Origin of the sequence: Colwellia sp. BRX9-1 (assembly GCF_014077195.1) — a bacterium.
Classification (GTDB): domain Bacteria; phylum Pseudomonadota; class Gammaproteobacteria; order Enterobacterales; family Alteromonadaceae; genus Colwellia_A.
Genome location: NZ_JACGVM010000001.1, coordinates 351536 through 367477, shown reverse-complemented (window position 1 = coordinate 367477; position 15942 = coordinate 351536). Strand labels below are relative to the sequence as shown.

At 38.4% G+C, this 15942-nt stretch carries 17 protein-coding genes; 2 read left to right on the top strand and 15 right to left on the bottom strand.

Annotated features, from left to right (window positions below):
- Window positions 1-340 precede the first annotated feature (340 nt).
- From acs to rpoE, 13 genes are all read right to left on the bottom strand, one after another.
- Window positions 341-2287: an acetate--CoA ligase gene (gene acs, locus H4J76_RS01775; protein ID WP_182229992.1), complete on the bottom strand. Its 1947-nt coding sequence runs from the start codon at window positions 2285-2287 to the stop codon at window positions 341-343.
- A gap of 314 nt (window positions 2288-2601) precedes the next feature.
- A complete protein-coding gene (locus H4J76_RS01770; RefSeq protein ID WP_182213382.1) occupies window positions 2602-2847 on the bottom strand; it encodes a hypothetical protein in 246 nt (81 codons plus the stop codon).
- Between the two features lie 120 nt (window positions 2848-2967).
- Complete coding sequence (gene acpS / locus H4J76_RS01765) at window positions 2968-3348, bottom strand: holo-ACP synthase (protein WP_070374732.1); 381 nt, start codon at window positions 3346-3348, stop codon at window positions 2968-2970.
- A 124-nt stretch (window positions 3349-3472) separates the two neighbouring features.
- Window positions 3473-4204 carry a pyridoxine 5'-phosphate synthase gene (pdxJ, locus tag H4J76_RS01760; protein WP_182229991.1) on the bottom strand — a complete coding sequence of 244 codons (732 nt, stop codon included), beginning with the start codon at window positions 4202-4204 and terminating at the stop codon, window positions 3473-3475.
- A gap of 17 nt (window positions 4205-4221) precedes the next feature.
- Window positions 4222-4908, bottom strand: a complete 687-nt coding sequence (recO, locus tag H4J76_RS01755; RefSeq protein ID WP_182213379.1) for a DNA repair protein RecO — start codon at window positions 4906-4908, stop codon at window positions 4222-4224.
- 29 nt (window positions 4909-4937) lie between these two features.
- Window positions 4938-5849: a GTPase Era gene (era, locus tag H4J76_RS01750; RefSeq protein ID WP_070374735.1), complete on the bottom strand. Its 912-nt coding sequence runs from the start codon at window positions 5847-5849 to the stop codon at window positions 4938-4940.
- 17 nt (window positions 5850-5866) lie between these two features.
- A complete protein-coding gene (gene rnc, locus H4J76_RS01745; RefSeq protein ID WP_182213377.1) occupies window positions 5867-6556 on the bottom strand; it encodes a ribonuclease III in 690 nt (229 codons plus the stop codon).
- Window positions 6557-6558: 2 nt separating this feature from the next.
- Window positions 6559-7479 (bottom strand): signal peptidase I, encoded by a 921-nt coding sequence (lepB, locus tag H4J76_RS01740; RefSeq protein WP_182229990.1) that lies wholly within the window; start codon window positions 7477-7479, stop codon window positions 6559-6561.
- A 10-nt stretch (window positions 7480-7489) separates the two neighbouring features.
- Window positions 7490-9280: a translation elongation factor 4 gene (lepA, locus tag H4J76_RS01735; RefSeq protein WP_182213373.1), complete on the bottom strand. Its 1791-nt coding sequence runs from the start codon at window positions 9278-9280 to the stop codon at window positions 7490-7492.
- Window positions 9281-9537: 257 nt separating this feature from the next.
- Window positions 9538-10047, bottom strand: a complete 510-nt coding sequence (locus tag H4J76_RS01730) for a SoxR reducing system RseC family protein (protein ID WP_182213372.1) — start codon at window positions 10045-10047, stop codon at window positions 9538-9540.
- Complete coding sequence (locus H4J76_RS01725; protein WP_182229989.1) at window positions 10044-11006, bottom strand: MucB/RseB C-terminal domain-containing protein; 963 nt, start codon at window positions 11004-11006, stop codon at window positions 10044-10046. The genes H4J76_RS01730 and H4J76_RS01725 overlap by 4 nt, the downstream gene beginning before the upstream one ends.
- The gene (locus tag H4J76_RS01720; RefSeq protein WP_182213368.1) at window positions 11006-11626 is read right to left on the bottom strand and encodes a sigma-E factor negative regulatory protein; all 621 of its coding nucleotides are present in this window, start codon (window positions 11624-11626) and stop codon (window positions 11006-11008) included. Before H4J76_RS01720 ends, H4J76_RS01725 begins: the two co-directional genes overlap by 1 nt.
- Window positions 11627-11708: 82 nt before the next feature.
- Window positions 11709-12287 carry an RNA polymerase sigma factor RpoE gene (gene rpoE, locus H4J76_RS01715; RefSeq protein WP_146797811.1) on the bottom strand — a complete coding sequence of 193 codons (579 nt, stop codon included), beginning with the start codon at window positions 12285-12287 and terminating at the stop codon, window positions 11709-11711.
- A 237-nt stretch (window positions 12288-12524) separates the two neighbouring features.
- On the opposite strand from rpoE, the gene nadB reads away from it, so the two are divergent.
- Window positions 12525-14123, top strand: a complete 1599-nt coding sequence (nadB, locus tag H4J76_RS01710; protein ID WP_182213364.1) for an L-aspartate oxidase — start codon at window positions 12525-12527, stop codon at window positions 14121-14123.
- 39 nt (window positions 14124-14162) lie between these two features.
- Here the strand turns inward: nadB and H4J76_RS01705 are convergent, their stop codons facing one another.
- Complete coding sequence (locus H4J76_RS01705) at window positions 14163-14459, bottom strand: hypothetical protein (RefSeq protein WP_182229988.1); 297 nt, start codon at window positions 14457-14459, stop codon at window positions 14163-14165.
- A 37-nt stretch (window positions 14460-14496) separates the two neighbouring features.
- Window positions 14497-14748, bottom strand: a complete 252-nt coding sequence (locus H4J76_RS01700) for a succinate dehydrogenase assembly factor 2 (protein ID WP_070374745.1) — start codon at window positions 14746-14748, stop codon at window positions 14497-14499.
- A 171-nt stretch (window positions 14749-14919) separates the two neighbouring features.
- Here H4J76_RS01700 and ygfZ point away from each other — a divergent pair, with 171 nt between their 5' ends.
- Window positions 14920-15906, top strand: a complete 987-nt coding sequence (gene ygfZ / locus H4J76_RS01695) for a tRNA-modifying protein YgfZ (protein WP_182213361.1) — start codon at window positions 14920-14922, stop codon at window positions 15904-15906.
- The last annotated feature ends 36 nt before the right edge of the window (window positions 15907-15942 follow it).

Below are 15942 nucleotides of genomic sequence, written 5' to 3'. Positions count from 1 at the left end.
GTTTGTACACAATATCTTACAGGGGTTTTTTTTGAAGGTACAGTAGTTTTAGTGTTTTTATTCTAGGTTATGTTGAGGGTGAACGGTATAACGTGGTGCCGTGACTAAATGGACATAGGAAGTAGAGTAACGTAGGAGCATTTACCGAGACGGCAAAGAAGGTAACTGTTCACAACTGCGGCTATTTATAATGCAGGGCGAAGCGTCCAAGGGTGAGTCGAGCATGGCCTTTCGCAGCATGTTCTATTGACGAGATCAGTGCACGTATTCAAGCCATTTTCCCGCCAATAAAAACATTAAAAGCGCCCTAAGGCGCTTTTAATTAAGTGCTTGTTAGTGACTAACTAGCGTGAACAATTCGATTACTTATTAAGTTTTCTACAACGCTAGGATCTGCCAAGGTCGATGTATCCCCTAAGGTATCAATATCGTTTTCAGCAATTTTACGTAAGATGCGACGCATTATTTTACCAGAACGTGTTTTTGGCAAGCCAGGTGCATACTGAATATAATCAGGTTTTGCAAAACGGCCTAACTCTTTAGCAACAAACTCAGTTAATTCTTTCAGTAACTCTGGTGATTCACTGGCACTAGCCATTAAAGTTACATAAGCATAAACACCTTGGCCTTTAATTTCATGCGGATAACCAACAACAGCAGCTTCAGCTACAGCAGGATGAAGCACTAAAGCACTTTCGATCTCAGCAGTACCTAAACGATGGCCCGAAACATTAAGGACATCATCAACACGCCCGGTGATCCAATAAAATCCGTCTTCATCACGACGTGCACCATCTCCAGTAAAATAATTACCAGGATATTGGCTTAAATAGGTTTGATAAAAACGATCATGATCGCCATAAACTGTACGTAACTGCCCAGGCCAACTACCCGTTATCATTAACAAACCTTGGTCGGCACCTGCAAGTGTATTACCTTCTTTATCAAACAGTGCTGGCTGAACACCAAAAAAGGGTTTACCTGCTGCACCTGGTTTCATATCAACAGCACCGGGTAATGAAGTAATTAAAATACCCCCCGTTTCTGTTTGCCACCAAGTATCGACAATAGGACAGTTAGACTTGCCAACCACTTCATAATACCAATGCCAAGCTTCAGGGTTAATAGGCTCGCCAACCGTACCGAGTAAACGCAACGATGAAAGATCTGATTGATGGACTAAATCGTCGCCAATACTCATCAAGGCTCTTATCGCAGTAGGTGCAGTATAAAAAATATTAACTTTATGTTTTTCACATATTTGCCAGAAACGTCCCGCATCCGGGTAAGTAGGTACCCCTTCAAATACTAGTGTAGTTGCACCGTTAGCTAACGGGCCATAGAAAATATAAGAGTGACCGGTGATCCAACCTGCATCTGCTGTACACCAATAAATTTCGCCATCTTTATAGTCAAAAACATATTTATGAGTCATCGCGGCATAGAGCGAATAACCACCACAGGTATGTAAAACACCTTTTGGTGTGCCTGTTGAACCTGATGTATAGAGAATGAACAATGGATCTTCTGCATCCATGACCTCTGGTTCACAAACGGCTGATTGCTTGGCAACTTCTTCTTCATAACTGATGTCTATTTTTTCATTCCATGCGACATCACCACCGGTGCGAGCAACAACAATAACCGTATGTACATTGGGGCATTCGGCAACAGCTTCATCAACGTTCACTTTCAGTGGAATAACACGACCGCCACGTAAGCTTTCATCAGAAGTGATAACAACTTGGCAATCAGCATCAGCAACTCGTGAGCGTATCGCTTCAGTTGAGAAACCACCAAAGACAACAGAATGTACCGCGCCAATTCGAGCACAGGCTAACATGGCATAACCCACTTCAGGGATCATCGGCATATAGATACAAACACGATCACCTTTTTTAACACCACGTGCTTTTAATAAGTTCGCTAAACGACAAACATGATCATGTAATTCTTGATAAGTAATTTTTTTGTCGTCGCTGGGATCATCGCCTTCCCAAATGATAGCTGTATCATTGGCTTTAGTAGCTAAGTGACGATCAATACAGTTATAACTTACATTTAATTTACCACCAGAAAACCATTTAATATCAGCCGTTTTCAAGTCAACATCACTGACACTGTCCCAAGGTTTATACCAATCAAGAAATTTTTCAGCTTGCTCACCCCAAAATACATCAGGTTGTTCAATCGATTGCTTGTACATCGCATCGTATGTTGCACTATCAATATGAGTGTGTGCTTTAGCTTGTTCTAAAACTGGATAACAGCTTTTCAATTCTTTCATGTTGAGTCCTTCATTGCTGACTTGATATTATATCAAGTTGATTATTGCTTAAATGCTATTGATATTCATCTAAGCACTAATAGATTTTGAGGTTATTTTTAAAACAGTGACAACATCATATAGGAAGTTAATTAGTGCGACTACTCAACTAAAGTCGAATACGCCTTATTAAATTTCCATTAAAATGAAAAAAGATAATTGTCTACTAATAAGATTAACATTGAAACCCAATAATGACAACGCTGTCATTTTAAAGTTAAAAAAAAGCAAAATAAATTGCTATTGGCGGACTAAGGAGTCTTTAAATAGATACGTTAACGAATAGTGATATCGGGTGAACCGTCAATTTCACCATCTTCGGTAATGATAACAGTACCACTATTATTTGATAATACAGCAATGCTACGTCCATTATTATTACGTATAAAAAGCAATTCATAGCCAAACTTACCAAGACTACCTGCTGAAAATTTTTGAGCGAGTGTCAGTTTCTCCCACCAAACTGAATGCTCAGGAGATTCGTGCCTTCTCTCATTGAAAGGTTGCTTTTGTTGTTGCATAACTTACCCACCCGTTAAATAAATACTAACGTCATTGTATCAATATAGCCCAGATAAACAGCGGTGCCTAACGTAAGTATAGAACAGATTTTACCAACAAAGATTTTATTATTACGTTAACTAGCGAGAAAGTACCACGAACGCGGTAGCATATAATGCTTCGTCAGAGAGCGAAATGTGCCAGTTTTCAGCCCCTAATTCAGTTGCTAACTCTGCTGCACGACCACTTAGTAGTAATTGTGGCTGACCAGAAGCTAATGATTTTATTTCAAAATTTTGAAATGAAACCCCGTTGGCTATGCCGGTACCAAGCGCTTTAGATGCGGCTTCTTTTCCTGCCCAGCGCTTGGCTAAATATAATGCAGGCGTTTTTAACGATTGGTATTTTTCATATTCTATTGGCGTTAACACACGAAGCGCTAATCGGTCTCGCACCTTAATCGCCATTTTTTCTATACGGCTTATTTCAATAATATCAGTGCCGATGCCAACTACAGACATAATGAATCACTTTTTTAAGCGCTAGATAAATGTTGTCTTAACATTTAATTTAGCTTCACTTCGTTAAATAAGGCAGAACTTTATTAGCTCTGCCGGGTAGGTTCTAAGCGCTGTGCTCTAAAAGTTAACTACGCGCTTCTCTCATTAGCTGTTTCATATCGCGAATAGCCTTGTCTAATCCGTCAATCACCGCTCGAGCAATAATAGCATGACCAATGTTGAGTTCGATTATCTCTTCAATTGCCGCAATAGGTTTAACATTAAAGTAATTTAAGCCGTGCCCAGCATTAACTTTCAAACCATTGGCATGCGCATATTTAATGCCTTCAATTAAACGGATCAATTCAATTTTTTGATCTTGTTCATTTTTTGCATCAGCATAATGGCCGGTATGAATTTCAATATAAGGAGCTTTACTTGCAATAGCAGCATCAATTTGGCTTTTATCAGCATCAATAAATAAACTTGTTTCTATACCTGCTGCAGTTAGTTGTGCCACTGCACGGCTAATTTTATCAAAATTACCAACAACGTCTAAGCCGCCTTCAGTCGTCAACTCTTCACGTTTTTCAGGGACTAGACAACAAAATACCGGTTTAACCTCACAGGCTATGGCCAACATTTCATCAGTAACCGCCATTTCAAAATTCATTCGGGTATGCAATGTTTGCTTTAGTACATAGATATCACGGTCTTGAATATGACGGCGGTCTTCACGTAAATGGACGGTAATGCCATCGGCTCCGGCGTGCTCTGCTACTGATGCAGCATAGACTGGATCAGGATAATTTGTGCCCCTTGCTTCTCGTAAGGTAGCAATATGGTCAACATTAACGCCTAATAATAGTTCGCTCATTTTTATATCTCTTAAATTTATGAATTTTTTGTAAATAATTTCCGGCTATTTAGTGGTTTACCATCAAGTAAATGATTAATAATTTGCCGCATCAGCACTTTATACGTTTGCATTACGTCTTTAGATGATAAATCTTCTTCGGCTATCGCTTTTAAATGCTCAGCATTATAACCAGTCTGTACCTGCTTGCTTATTATCGGGACAAAACCTTGTTCAGGGAAATAATGATAACGATTATTATTTTCTGAAAATATCGGCGAATAATCAATAGTTAACCCTAATTCTTCTAGTAATCTATTTTCAAAATTTCTCAATATAAATTCAATTGAACGTTGTTCCGATAATTGTTCAATGCTTTGTTGATATTGACAAAAAAGTTCGTCATAAGGGATATGTTCACCCAGTAGGCGCACTTGTAACTCATTAAGGTAAAAGCCACTGTAGAGGTAATTACCACTGAGCTGGTAGGATTTTCTTTCGGGTTCGACACGTTGTAAATACTTGAGGCTGCCTTGACCTTTCAAAACAATTTTTAGTGGCGAGAAAGGTTGTAATAAAGCTTTTTTATTAGATTTTAAAGACTTACCTAAATAAGAAATAGCAGACACTTTTCCTTGTTGAGCGGTTAAGAATTCAAGCAATATTTGATTTTCACGATAGGGTCGTGAATGCAATAAAAAAGCACTTTGCTCAAATTCTTCCATTATTTTTAGTCCAGTAGACGGTTCGAAGTCTAACCTGAATATTCATCCCCATAGCCTAAACTACGCAGTGCACGTTCATCATCAGCCCAGCCAGATTTCACTTTCACCCAAGTTTCAAGAAACACTTTCTGTTCAAAAAGCGCTTCCATATCACGACGAGCTTCTTGACCAATTGTTTTAAGTCGCTCTCCACCATTACCTATAACCATACGCTTTTGACTTTTTCGTTCAACTAAAATTAGCGCATTAATATGGATGATACCCTTTTCGTCCATTTTAAATTGTTCAACTTCAACCGTTGTTGAATAAGGCAATTCATCACCGGTGAAACGAATAAGTTTTTCACGAATAATTTCAGAAGCCATAAAACGACTTGAACGGTCAGTAACATAATCATCTGGGAACCAGAAATCACCTTCAGGCAGTGAACTAAGACAAAGTTGACGAATGGTATCAACGTTATCGCCTTTCGCTGCAGAGATAGGTACGATATCACTAAAGTTGTGCTTCTCGCCTAATTTCTGCAAGTGAGGTAATAATGATTCCTTATCTTGGACATTATCGATTTTATTAATCACTAAGATACAACGTGCGCCAGATTTTTTTATCTTGCTAAGCACAAGTTCGTCATCAGTTGTCCAATGTGTTCCTTCAACCAAGAAAACCACTAATTCGACTTCTGCTATTGAACTACTTGCAGCACGATTCATTAAGCGATTAATCGCGCGTTTCTCATCAGAATGCAAACCAGGAGTATCAACTAATACCGCTTGTTTATTTTCTTCTGTTAAAATTCCTAAAATACGATGGCGTGTCGTTTGTGGCTTGCGTGAGGTGATACTAATTTTTTGACCTAACAAGCTGTTAAGCAATGTTGATTTACCAACATTAGGACGACCGACAATAGCAATTAAGCCACAATGTTTATTTTCACTTGTCATGATAATATTTCGCTGAGTTATTTTTTATCAAAAATGAGCGCGAGTACTTGTTGCGCTGCGGCTTGTTCGGCTTTACGACGGCTAGTGCCTTTAGTGACCACTTCGGTGTTTATCACCTTGGTTGTACATCGCACAGTAAACTGTTGATTATGAGACTGACCACTGGTGTGAATGACTTCATAAAGTGGTAAAGCAATTTTACGTGCTTGTAAATATTCTTGTAAACGTGTTTTAGGATCTTTTTGTTCGTTACCGGGTTTAATAATGTCTAGTCGTTCAGCAAACCAGCTAAGCACTAATGCTTTAGTCGTGTCGTTATCTGAATCTAAATAAACAGCACCGATAATCGCTTCAACGGCATCTTCTAAAATTGAATCTCGACGATGTCCCCCACTTTTTAATTCACCTGGGCCTAAAATTAAGTAATCGCCTAAATTAAAGCCTCGGCCAATTTCAGCTAAGGTAACACCTCGCACAAGGCTCGAACGCATGCGTGTTAAATCTCCTTCGTCATGAGAAGGAAATTGCTGATAAAGTACTTCAGCAATGACAAAACCAAGAATGGAGTCGCCAAGAAACTCTAAACGTTCGTTATGAGTTCCTTTAGCACTTCGGTGTGTTAATGCTTGAAGCAATAAGTCATTATCATTAAAGGTGTATCCTAACTTTTTACTGAGTCTAGTTAGTGCGACTGCTGAGCTTTTCACGATTAGTTTATTCCACCCAAACGTGAAAACCTGACATTAGTCGGTATCCACTTTGGTAAAAAACTATCTTCGTCACGATCAAAATCAAAACTCATCCAAATTGCTACGGCTTCGCCAACAAGATTTTCTTCGGGTACGAATCCCCAAAAGCGTCCATCAAGACTATTGTCACGGTTATCACCCATCACATAATAATGACCTTCAGGTACAAAGAACTCATCACGTTGGGTATTTTTCTGTTGATAAAAATGCTGCGTGCGTGGCAGTATTTGATTATCCATTAAAATATCATGTGTCTTGTTTGGCATATCAGCTGTGTAACGACTCAGGCCATATGAACCGTCAGGTGACTCATCTTCTTTTTTAAAGGTGTTGATTACTTGCTCAAAGTCTGGACATTTAACGTCACTTTCTTGACAAGCAGGCTTGATATATATGGATTTGTTACGATAAATAATTCTATCGCCAGGCAAACCAATAACACGCTTAATATAATCAATCTTTGGGTCTTGTGGATATTTAAATACCACCACATCGCCACGTTCTGGTAGCCCGATCTCAATAAATTTATTACGTGCAACTGGATCGCGTAATCCATAAACGAATTTATTGACTAAAATAAAATCGCCATCAAGTAATGTCGGCATCATAGAGCCCGAAGGTATTTGAAACGGTTCCCATAAAAAAGAACGTAAAATCAAAACAAAAGCGATAACCGGAAATATTTGTACCGACGTATCAACAATTGCTGAAGGCTCTACTAATTGAGCGATAACCTCAGCTGGCAAAACTTCTTGACATTGGGCTTGAGCGTCAGCTAATTTTAATTTACGTTGCGGCGCTAAATAAAACTTATCAGCTAACCAAACAATGCCAGTGATACTAGTAATAATAACGAGAAATATTGAAAAATAAACAGCCATAACTTCCCTACTAACTTTCTAATTTAAGTACAGCTAAAAACGCTTCTTGCGGTACTTCAACGTTACCAACTTGCTTCATACGTTTTTTACCATCTTTTTGTTTTTGAAGTAGTTTTTTCTTACGAGAAATATCACCACCATAACATTTTGCAGTAACATTTTTTCGTAATTGCTTAACGGTAGTACGAGCAATAACGTTATTACCAATCGCCGCTTGAATAGCAATATCAAACATTTGACGATGAATAAGTTCTTTTAATTTATCGACGAGCATACGGCCACGTGCAACCGAGTTACCTCTGTGGGTGATCATTGCTAAAGCATCAACGCGATCGCCATTTATCATCACATCAACGCGCACCATGTCGGCAGCTTCGAAGCGGATAAAGTTATAATCTAGTGAAGCATAACCACGACTCGTTGACTTTAACTTATCAAAAAAGTCCATGACCACTTCAGCCATAGGTAGCTCATATCTTACTGCTACTTGTTTTCCGTGATAAATAATATCTTTTTGCACACCACGTTTTTCAATACATAAAGTAATAACATTACCTAAGTGTTCTTGGGGTACTAAGATATTGGCTTCAACGATAGGTTCACGAATTTCGTCAATACTGTTGATAGCTGGTAAATCGCCAGGGTTATCAATAGATATAACGTCACCGTTGGTACAAGCAATTTCATAGTTAACCGTAGGGGCTGTTGTAATAAGGTCAAGGTCATATTCACGTGCTAAACGCTCTTGAACAATCTCCATATGCAACATACCAAGGAAACCAATACGAAAGCCAAAGCCAAGCGCAGATGAGTTTTCTGGCTCAAAAAACAAAGAAGCATCGTTTAAGCTTAATTTGTTCAACGCATCACGGAAATTTTCGTAGTCATCAGAACTTATTGGGAAAATCCCAGCATAAACTTGCGGTTGAACTTTTTTGAAACCGGCAAGCGCTTTCGCAGCTTCTTTTTTATGAATGGTAATAGTGTCGCCCACTGGCGCGCCATGTATTTCTTTAATACCAGCAATAATAAAACCAACTTCACCGGTTCTTAAAATACCCGTTTCTTTTTGTTTTGGTGTGAATATTCCGACTTTATCAATTTGGTGAACTTGTCCTGTCGACATGACCACCATTTTATCGCCTTTTTTCACTTCGCCATTCATCACACGCACTAATGAAACAACGCCTTGGTAATTATCAAACCAAGAATCAATGATCAAGGCTTGTAAGTTACCCGTAGGATCGCCAGTTGGTGCCGGGATATTGGCAACGATAGTTTCTAAAACATCTTCGATACCTAAGCCAGTTTTTGCAGAACACTGCACTGCGCCTGTCGCATCAATACCAATGATATCTTCAATTTCTTCGCTGACGCGATCCGGATCCGCTTGAGGTAAATCAATTTTATTTAAAATTGGGATAACTTCTAGATCCATTTCAAGGGCGGTATAACAGTTAGCAACGGTTTGTGCTTCAACCCCTTGTCCGGCATCCACAACAAGCAAGGCACCTTCACAAGAAGCAAGTGAACGCGAAACTTCATAAGAAAAATCAACATGACCTGGCGTATCGATAAAGTTAAGCTGATACGTCTCACCATCTTTGGCTAGGTAATCAAGCGTAACACTTTGCGCTTTGATCGTGATGCCGCGCTCGCGCTCAATGTCCATAGAATCTAGGACTTGTGCTTCCATTTCACGTTCTTGTAAGCCACCACAATGTTGGATCAAGCGATCAGAAAGTGTAGATTTACCATGATCGATATGGGCGATAATTGAAAAGTTACGTATATTTTTCATAAATGGAAGTTCAAATAATGCTGTGGTTAATTCAATAGGGTGAGATTTTAGCGAATTTAGCGCGCTGGGGCTATCTTTATGTTGTGTTAACTTGTCTATATAGCCTTTCTACTTCGAGATAGAGGTTTAAGCAAGTCTAAAATAGGTAAATTACTAGGCATTAGTCGCAAATAATAGTTCTTTAATGGCTAATATCTATTACGCAGAAGCGTCTACTTTAAAGACTTGTACTGGACACAGAATCAGTCGCAAAAATTTTAATCAGTAATTTCGACAATATTAATCATCGAGTTATGTATACGGAGAATTTTTGGGATTAACAAATTACAATATTTACCACGTTTTTGTTGGTGCCTCGCGAGCGAAAAACCTATGTATCCGCCCAATACACCTAACGCTATCGCAAATAACTCGTGGCTAAATATGCTATTTTCAACCAACCATTGGCCAAATACTGACGCGATGACTAGCCCTAACAATGGCCATAGATAAACTTGCCAAGCGGTTAATAGTAAATGCTTGTCTGATAAACCCAAGACCACAGTGTCACCAACTTTTACCGCTAATTCAGTTTCTAATTCTAAGCTAAGTTTGGCTTGTGGAAAAGCTTTAGCCACTTGACCACTGCCACAGTTATCAACCTGTTTACAGCCACTGCAGCTTGATTTGATTTGGCTTTCCACGGTCACTTTATGCATAGCGGTTAGACCGGCATTTTTATCCGCCGTTAATTCTATGGCAACAACCGTAGCGTTTTCTTCAATCATGGTTTTTGAGGTGGCTTTATCGTGATAGCGTCGGCAATAGCTTTCGCTGTTTTAAACGGTATTTTTCCGACAATGCTCACTTCAATACCATCACTCACTTGGTTTAACACCAAAGTAGCTCCATCCATAACAAAGTCCGCATTGCGTTGTTTTTCTTGACTACCATTAACATAAATTGAAATATCTACTAAGCCATCACTCAACAGCATAAATTCAACCGGTTGTTTTGTTAGTGATATTTTATGTCGATTAGCGTTAATTTGCGTAAAGCCCTCTGGCAACCAGTTAACATCCCATTGCAGTGCTTGCTGTTGGTATTCTTCAGGAATATCAACTAGCACAGGAAGTTCAGTCTCATTTAACTGTAAGACACTTTCTGAAGGTTTTTCTGTGATTTCAAGATGCGTAAACTGAATCTGCTCTAATTGTTGACCTTGTTTCGTCACAATAGACAACTTTAATAGCATACTTGATTGTTGGTCTAACCAAAGCCAATAGGCATAACGGTGGGTATTTTTTGCTTCTATTCTGATCAATTGTGCAGGTCGGCCTAATACACGACTTCGGCCAACAGAAATAAAATCATAAATATTTTCTAATCGAGAAATATCGCCCGCTAAAATAGCAGGAATAGGACCACTAATTTGTTGAGAAGTTACTGAATAAGGAGGCAGTTCAGGTTCGATATAGCTAACTACGTTGCCTTTGCGTAAAATATCGCGACGCGGTCCATTGAGTAAAGAAAGTATCTCAAGTTCTTTACCACTTTCATCGACACCATGAAACCAGTGATATGGCTGAGCTTGATTATTTTTTACAACAACAAAAGACGTACTAAAATTAAGTTTATTTAATGCGCTAGATAAACGTTCGAGCCAAACTTTTGCTGACTCACTTTCTTCACCAACCGCGGAAAAGCTGATGCTTAACAGCAGTAAAACATAACTTAAGAATTTCATTAATTACTTTTATTTGCCTTTTTGTTGTCAATGCTAGTCGTTTCACTTTCATTGTCTGTATTTGTGGTATCAACCGTCAGTGAACCTAATTTAATTTGTTGTTGGTGATCAGACAGCAAAGCATGAAAACGACGTTGTTGATCAATAAAAGCTTGCTTTTGTGAAGCTCTGTCTGGTTCTTGAAAGTTTAAGCTTACCGGTTCAGCGAAACCTGCCATAGGAATAGTTTTTACTATTTGGCTAGGTAAAATAGTTTCATTATTTTGTGCAACATTACTTTGTACACCTAAAACCATTAAACCTGCGGCTGAAGCAGCAATCGCTAATTGGCCAAAGGGTTTAGCAAACTCGACCACTTTATTTTTTAACTTAAGCATGAAAACATTAGTCGTTTTCGGTGCCAAAACGGTCGGCTCAGCGGCAATCGCTTTTGCTATTTCAGCAGATAAATCAAGTTGTAAAACATCAGGAGTGTCATTACGTAAAACATCTCCAATTAAATGATAACGATCCCAAGTAGTCGACAAATGTTCATCGTTGATAATATCATCAAACGTTTTATCATTATGTTGAAAATTATCAACACAAGATGACACTGTTTCAAACTTACCTTCACTCATATATACACCTTAAAAATTAACACTTACATTCGTGTGAATTAAATTAATTTTATCTTCTATACCAAAAATCTACTCTTAATAGCTAGCTTTGTAATAATGGCCTAATTTTTTTATCTACCGCGTCTCGAGCTCTAAATATTCTCGAACGCACAGTCCCAACAGGACAATCCATAATATGTGCTATTTCTTCGTAACTTAACCCTTCTAATTCTCGAAGGTTAATTGCCGTTCGCAAATCATTGGGTAGTTGTTCAATGGTATCAAAAATAACTTTTTTGATTTCATTGGTTAATAATAACTTTTCAGGAGAAGCATTTTCTCGCAAAGCTTCACCTGAATCATAAATTTCAGCATCTTCTACTTCTATATCAGAGCCCGGTGGTTTTCGATTACTCGCCACCATATGGTTCTTTGCGCAATTAACGGCTATACGATAAAGCCAAGTATAAAAAGCACTATCCCCTCTAAAATTAGGTAAAGCTCTGTATGCCTTAATAAATGCTTCTTGAACTATATCGGGTACATCACTGTGATTTTTTACATAACGCGACACTAAATTTGCTACTTTATGCTGATACTTTGTCACCAGAAGGTTAAAAGCATTTTTATCTCCGCGTTGTACTCGTTCAACCAATTTTTGGTCAACGTTTATTTCGCTCATCTGAGCCAATACTCCTAATTATTACTTACTTCTAAAATCCGGTTCAACATTTGGCTCATGGTAAACACATCAAGTAGGACTACACTAATTTGAAAAAGTTCGAAAAAAATTAAAATAAGTCATAAAACTATCCAAATTTCGTGTTTATTTCTAAATACAGCCCATTTTATCTGTTACCACAGGTGAATAACCGTTAAGATTCCTGCTATATGTAGAATACATTAAAATCATAACTTTATGAACAAACAACACAACTGTGACGTATTAATTATTGGTAGCGGTGCCGCGGGTTTAACGCTTGCTTTACATTTAGCAAATAATGCCGATATCGTTGTACTCAGCAAATCCTTGGTTAATGAAGGTTCAACCTTTTACGCCCAAGGAGGTGTCGCTGCTGTTTTTGATGAGAATGACAGTGTTGCTGCTCATGTAAATGACACTTTAATTGCTGGTGCAGGCTTATGTGACCAAGAAATAGTGCAATTTACCGCTGAAAATGCGCGAGCATGTTTGGAATGGCTAATTGGCCAAGGTGTTGACTTTGATCAAGAAGAAGATGAAAAAGGTGAGTTACGTTACCATCTAACCCGTGAAGGTGGTCATAGCCATCGCAGAATTCTTCATTCTGCTGACGCCACAGGTCAAGCCATTCAGACCACGTTAGTCGACCAAGTTAAAAATCATCCCCGTATTCGAATCTTTGAACGCTACAATGCTGTTGATTTAGTCTGTGAACAACCAAACGATACCAATAACCAGCAAAAGCGCTGCATTGGCGCCTACATTTGGAACCGAAATAGCGAATGCGTTGAACGTATATTTGCCCGTAAAACCATTTTAGCGACGGGTGGTGCAAGTAAGGTCTACCAGTATACTTCAAATCCTGATGTTGCCAGCGGTGATGGTATAGCAATGGCGTGGCGAGCAGGATGCCGTGTCGCTAATATGGAGTTTAACCAATTTCACCCGACATGTTTATTCCATCCTGATGCAGGAAATTTTTTGTTAACGGAAGCATTACGCGGCGAAGGGGCTATTTTACGTCGCCCTGACGGCAGTCGATTTATGCCAAGCTTCGATGAACGCGCCGAACTTGCACCTCGAGATATTGTTGCCCGCGCTATTGATTTTGAAATGAAACGCCTCGGCGCTGATTGTATGTATTTAGATATTAGCCACAAACCTGCTGATTTTATTAAGCAACACTTCCCTAATATCTATGAAAAAACTCAATCTTTAGGCATCGATATTACCAAACAACCTATGCCCGTTGTACCTGCTGCCCATTACACTTGTGGTGGTGTCATGATTAATAAGCAAGGTAAAACAGATATCGAGAGCTTGTATGCTATTGGCGAAGTCGCTTATACCGGTTTACATGGCGCTAATCGTATGGCGAGTAATTCGTTATTAGAATGCCTAGTGTTTGCTCGCGCGGCGGCATTAGACATAGAACAAAAAATTGACCGTCAACAGAGTATTGTTGCGTTACCCGCTTGGGATGAAAGTCGCGTTACAAATTCTGATGAAGAAGTTGTTATACAACATAACTGGCATGAGCTGCGATTATTTATGTGGGACTATGTCGGTATTGTCAGAACAACAAAACGTTTAGAAAGAGCGCTGCACCGTGTTGAATTGTTGCAAAGAGAAATAGAAGATTACTATCAAAATTTTCGAGTCAGTAATAATTTACTAGAATTAAGAAACTTAGTACAAGTAGCTGAATTAATTATTAGATGTGCGATGGAACGTAAAGAAAGTCGTGGTTTGCACTACACGCTTGATTATCCTGAATTAAGTCAGGTAGCAACCCCAACTATTCTACGTCCTTAATATTAAGTGTTATGCTGAGTTATCAAAGGTTTAATCACCCTAAGTTGGGTTATTTAACTTGACGATAACACGGCATAACCTTGAATAATGTTTAGCAGACAAACTCGTTTTTAAAATAAAGTAGCTGGGTAAATTCAGTTGCGCGAGACAGTTTTTTAAAAAATGATTTTTCAGCCAGGTAACTTGTGCTGGTAAATTATCTTCAAAGACCAACCAACACCCCCAAAAACCAATACGACTAGACGCGCTTAACTGTCTTTTACCTTTAGCCGAAAACTGGCATTCACCCATTATATCAAGAGTAAAACTGTTAGGTTCAGTATAGAACATTCGCATAAAATTAAATTTATTATGCGTATGCTCAACAACTATATTAAACTTTAACTCGTTTAAGGATAAGTTGCACCATGGCGTTGAGTTCTTTGTCTTCACAAACTTGATGCCCCATAAACCAAGCAAATAATTCCGGATCTTGCTCTTCCAGTAAACGTTCAAAAACTAGCTTCTCTTTTTCTGAGAGCAAGTCATAAGCCTCTTCAACGAAAGGCATAAAAAGTATATCTAATTCGAGCATTCCACGACGGCAAGCCCATCTTAAACGCGGTTTATTATCAGTTAAAGACATGTAACACCCAGTAAAATAAAATTTAGGCTTATTCTAACAAAGTCATTTGCCATTACAATATTGTTTATCAGATCTAGAAAAATAAACTAACGAATATCATATACACCTTGAATTTCACAAGAAAGTCCTCATTATTTAACCTATCAATAAAACAAAAATGCCAATTTAATTATGACAATCTCTGTTGAAAATACTTTACCTAGTTACGATAACCTTCCTGATGCTTGTATCATTAGTTTAGCTGAATATGGTGCAATTGCTGTACATGGAGCAGAACAAAGTAAATACCTACAAGGACAAGTGACTTGCGATGTAAATATACTGACAGATAATAACTTATTATTGGGTGGTCATTGCGACGCTAAAGGTAAAGTTTTTTCAGTGTTTAGATTGATAAATCGTCAAAATATTCATTTACTTTTACAACCTAAAACCAGTATTAGCCAATCATTAGCCGAACTGAAGAAATTTGGCGTATTTGCCAAAGTAACCATTGAACAAGCCACAGATTTAGCTTTTTATGCGGTTGCAGGAAAAAAGGCAACAGAAATACTCCATCAACAGTTTGTTGAATTACCTAATAGTTTAACACCGGTTTTACAAGTCGGTAGTACCACTATTGTCTACCTCGCGGGAAAATTAAAACGTTATCTTATAATTGATGAGGCGAAGGCTGCTGAAAAAATTATTAATGACTTTGCCTTAGTCACTTATTCTCAAGCGCTGTGGAATTTAATCGAAATTAATGAAGGTTTTCCTTTACTAGCACCAGAAACAGTTGCTTCTTATGTGCCACAAATGTTGAATTTACAAGCAATTCACGGCATAAGCTTTACTAAAGGCTGTTACTTAGGACAAGAGACTGTTGCTCGAATGCAGTATTTAGGAAAAAACAAACGTGCTTTATTTTCGTTAAAGAGTAAATCAGCAAATAATGAGTTAATAACCTTGCAAGCAGGTGATATTATTGAGCAACAGTTAGGTGCAAACTGGCGTAAAGCTGGTGACATCTTAGCGAGCTATATTAGTGATGATGGCATTTATTATCTGCAGGCTGTTTTAGCCAGCGATATCGATAGTACCACAAACTTACGGATTAAAAACCACGAAAACTCAGCATTAAGCTTAGTAGAATTGCCTTATAACTTAGCGGAATAGTCGCGAGTTACATTTATTTAAAATTTAGGACATATC

What these genes read in the sequence shown, in the direction of transcription:
- lepB (WP_182229990.1), bottom strand. Translation starts at nt 7,479, where the DNA reads ATGGCTGTTTATTTTTCAATATTTCTCGTTATTATTACTAGTATCACT.
- lepA (WP_182213373.1), bottom strand. Translation starts at nt 9,280, where the DNA reads ATGAAAAATATACGTAACTTTTCAATTATCGCCCATATCGATCATGGT.
- nadB (WP_182213364.1), top strand. Translation starts at nt 12,525, where the DNA reads ATGAACAAACAACACAACTGTGACGTATTAATTATTGGTAGCGGTGCC.
- acs (WP_182229992.1), bottom strand. Translation starts at nt 2,287, where the DNA reads ATGAAAGAATTGAAAAGCTGTTATCCAGTTTTAGAACAAGCTAAAGCA.
- era (WP_070374735.1), bottom strand. Translation starts at nt 5,849, where the DNA reads ATGACAAGTGAAAATAAACATTGTGGCTTAATTGCTATTGTCGGTCGT.
- H4J76_RS01730 (WP_182213372.1), bottom strand. Translation starts at nt 10,047, where the DNA reads ATGATTGAAGAAAACGCTACGGTTGTTGCCATAGAATTAACGGCGGAT.
- H4J76_RS01700 (WP_070374745.1), bottom strand. Translation starts at nt 14,748, where the DNA reads ATGTCTTTAACTGATAATAAACCGCGTTTAAGATGGGCTTGCCGTCGT.
- pdxJ (WP_182229991.1), bottom strand. Translation starts at nt 4,204, where the DNA reads ATGAGCGAACTATTATTAGGCGTTAATGTTGACCATATTGCTACCTTA.
- H4J76_RS01725 (WP_182229989.1), bottom strand. Translation starts at nt 11,006, where the DNA reads ATGAAATTCTTAAGTTATGTTTTACTGCTGTTAAGCATCAGCTTTTCC.
- H4J76_RS01720 (WP_182213368.1), bottom strand. Translation starts at nt 11,626, where the DNA reads ATGAGTGAAGGTAAGTTTGAAACAGTGTCATCTTGTGTTGATAATTTT.
- H4J76_RS01705 (WP_182229988.1), bottom strand. Translation starts at nt 14,459, where the DNA reads ATGCGAATGTTCTATACTGAACCTAACAGTTTTACTCTTGATATAATG.
- H4J76_RS01770 (WP_182213382.1), bottom strand. Translation starts at nt 2,847, where the DNA reads ATGCAACAACAAAAGCAACCTTTCAATGAGAGAAGGCACGAATCTCCT.
- ygfZ (WP_182213361.1), top strand. Translation starts at nt 14,920, where the DNA reads ATGACAATCTCTGTTGAAAATACTTTACCTAGTTACGATAACCTTCCT.
- recO (WP_182213379.1), bottom strand. Translation starts at nt 4,908, where the DNA reads ATGGAAGAATTTGAGCAAAGTGCTTTTTTATTGCATTCACGACCCTAT.
- rpoE (WP_146797811.1), bottom strand. Translation starts at nt 12,287, where the DNA reads ATGAGCGAAATAAACGTTGACCAAAAATTGGTTGAACGAGTACAACGC.
- acpS (WP_070374732.1), bottom strand. Translation starts at nt 3,348, where the DNA reads ATGTCTGTAGTTGGCATCGGCACTGATATTATTGAAATAAGCCGTATA.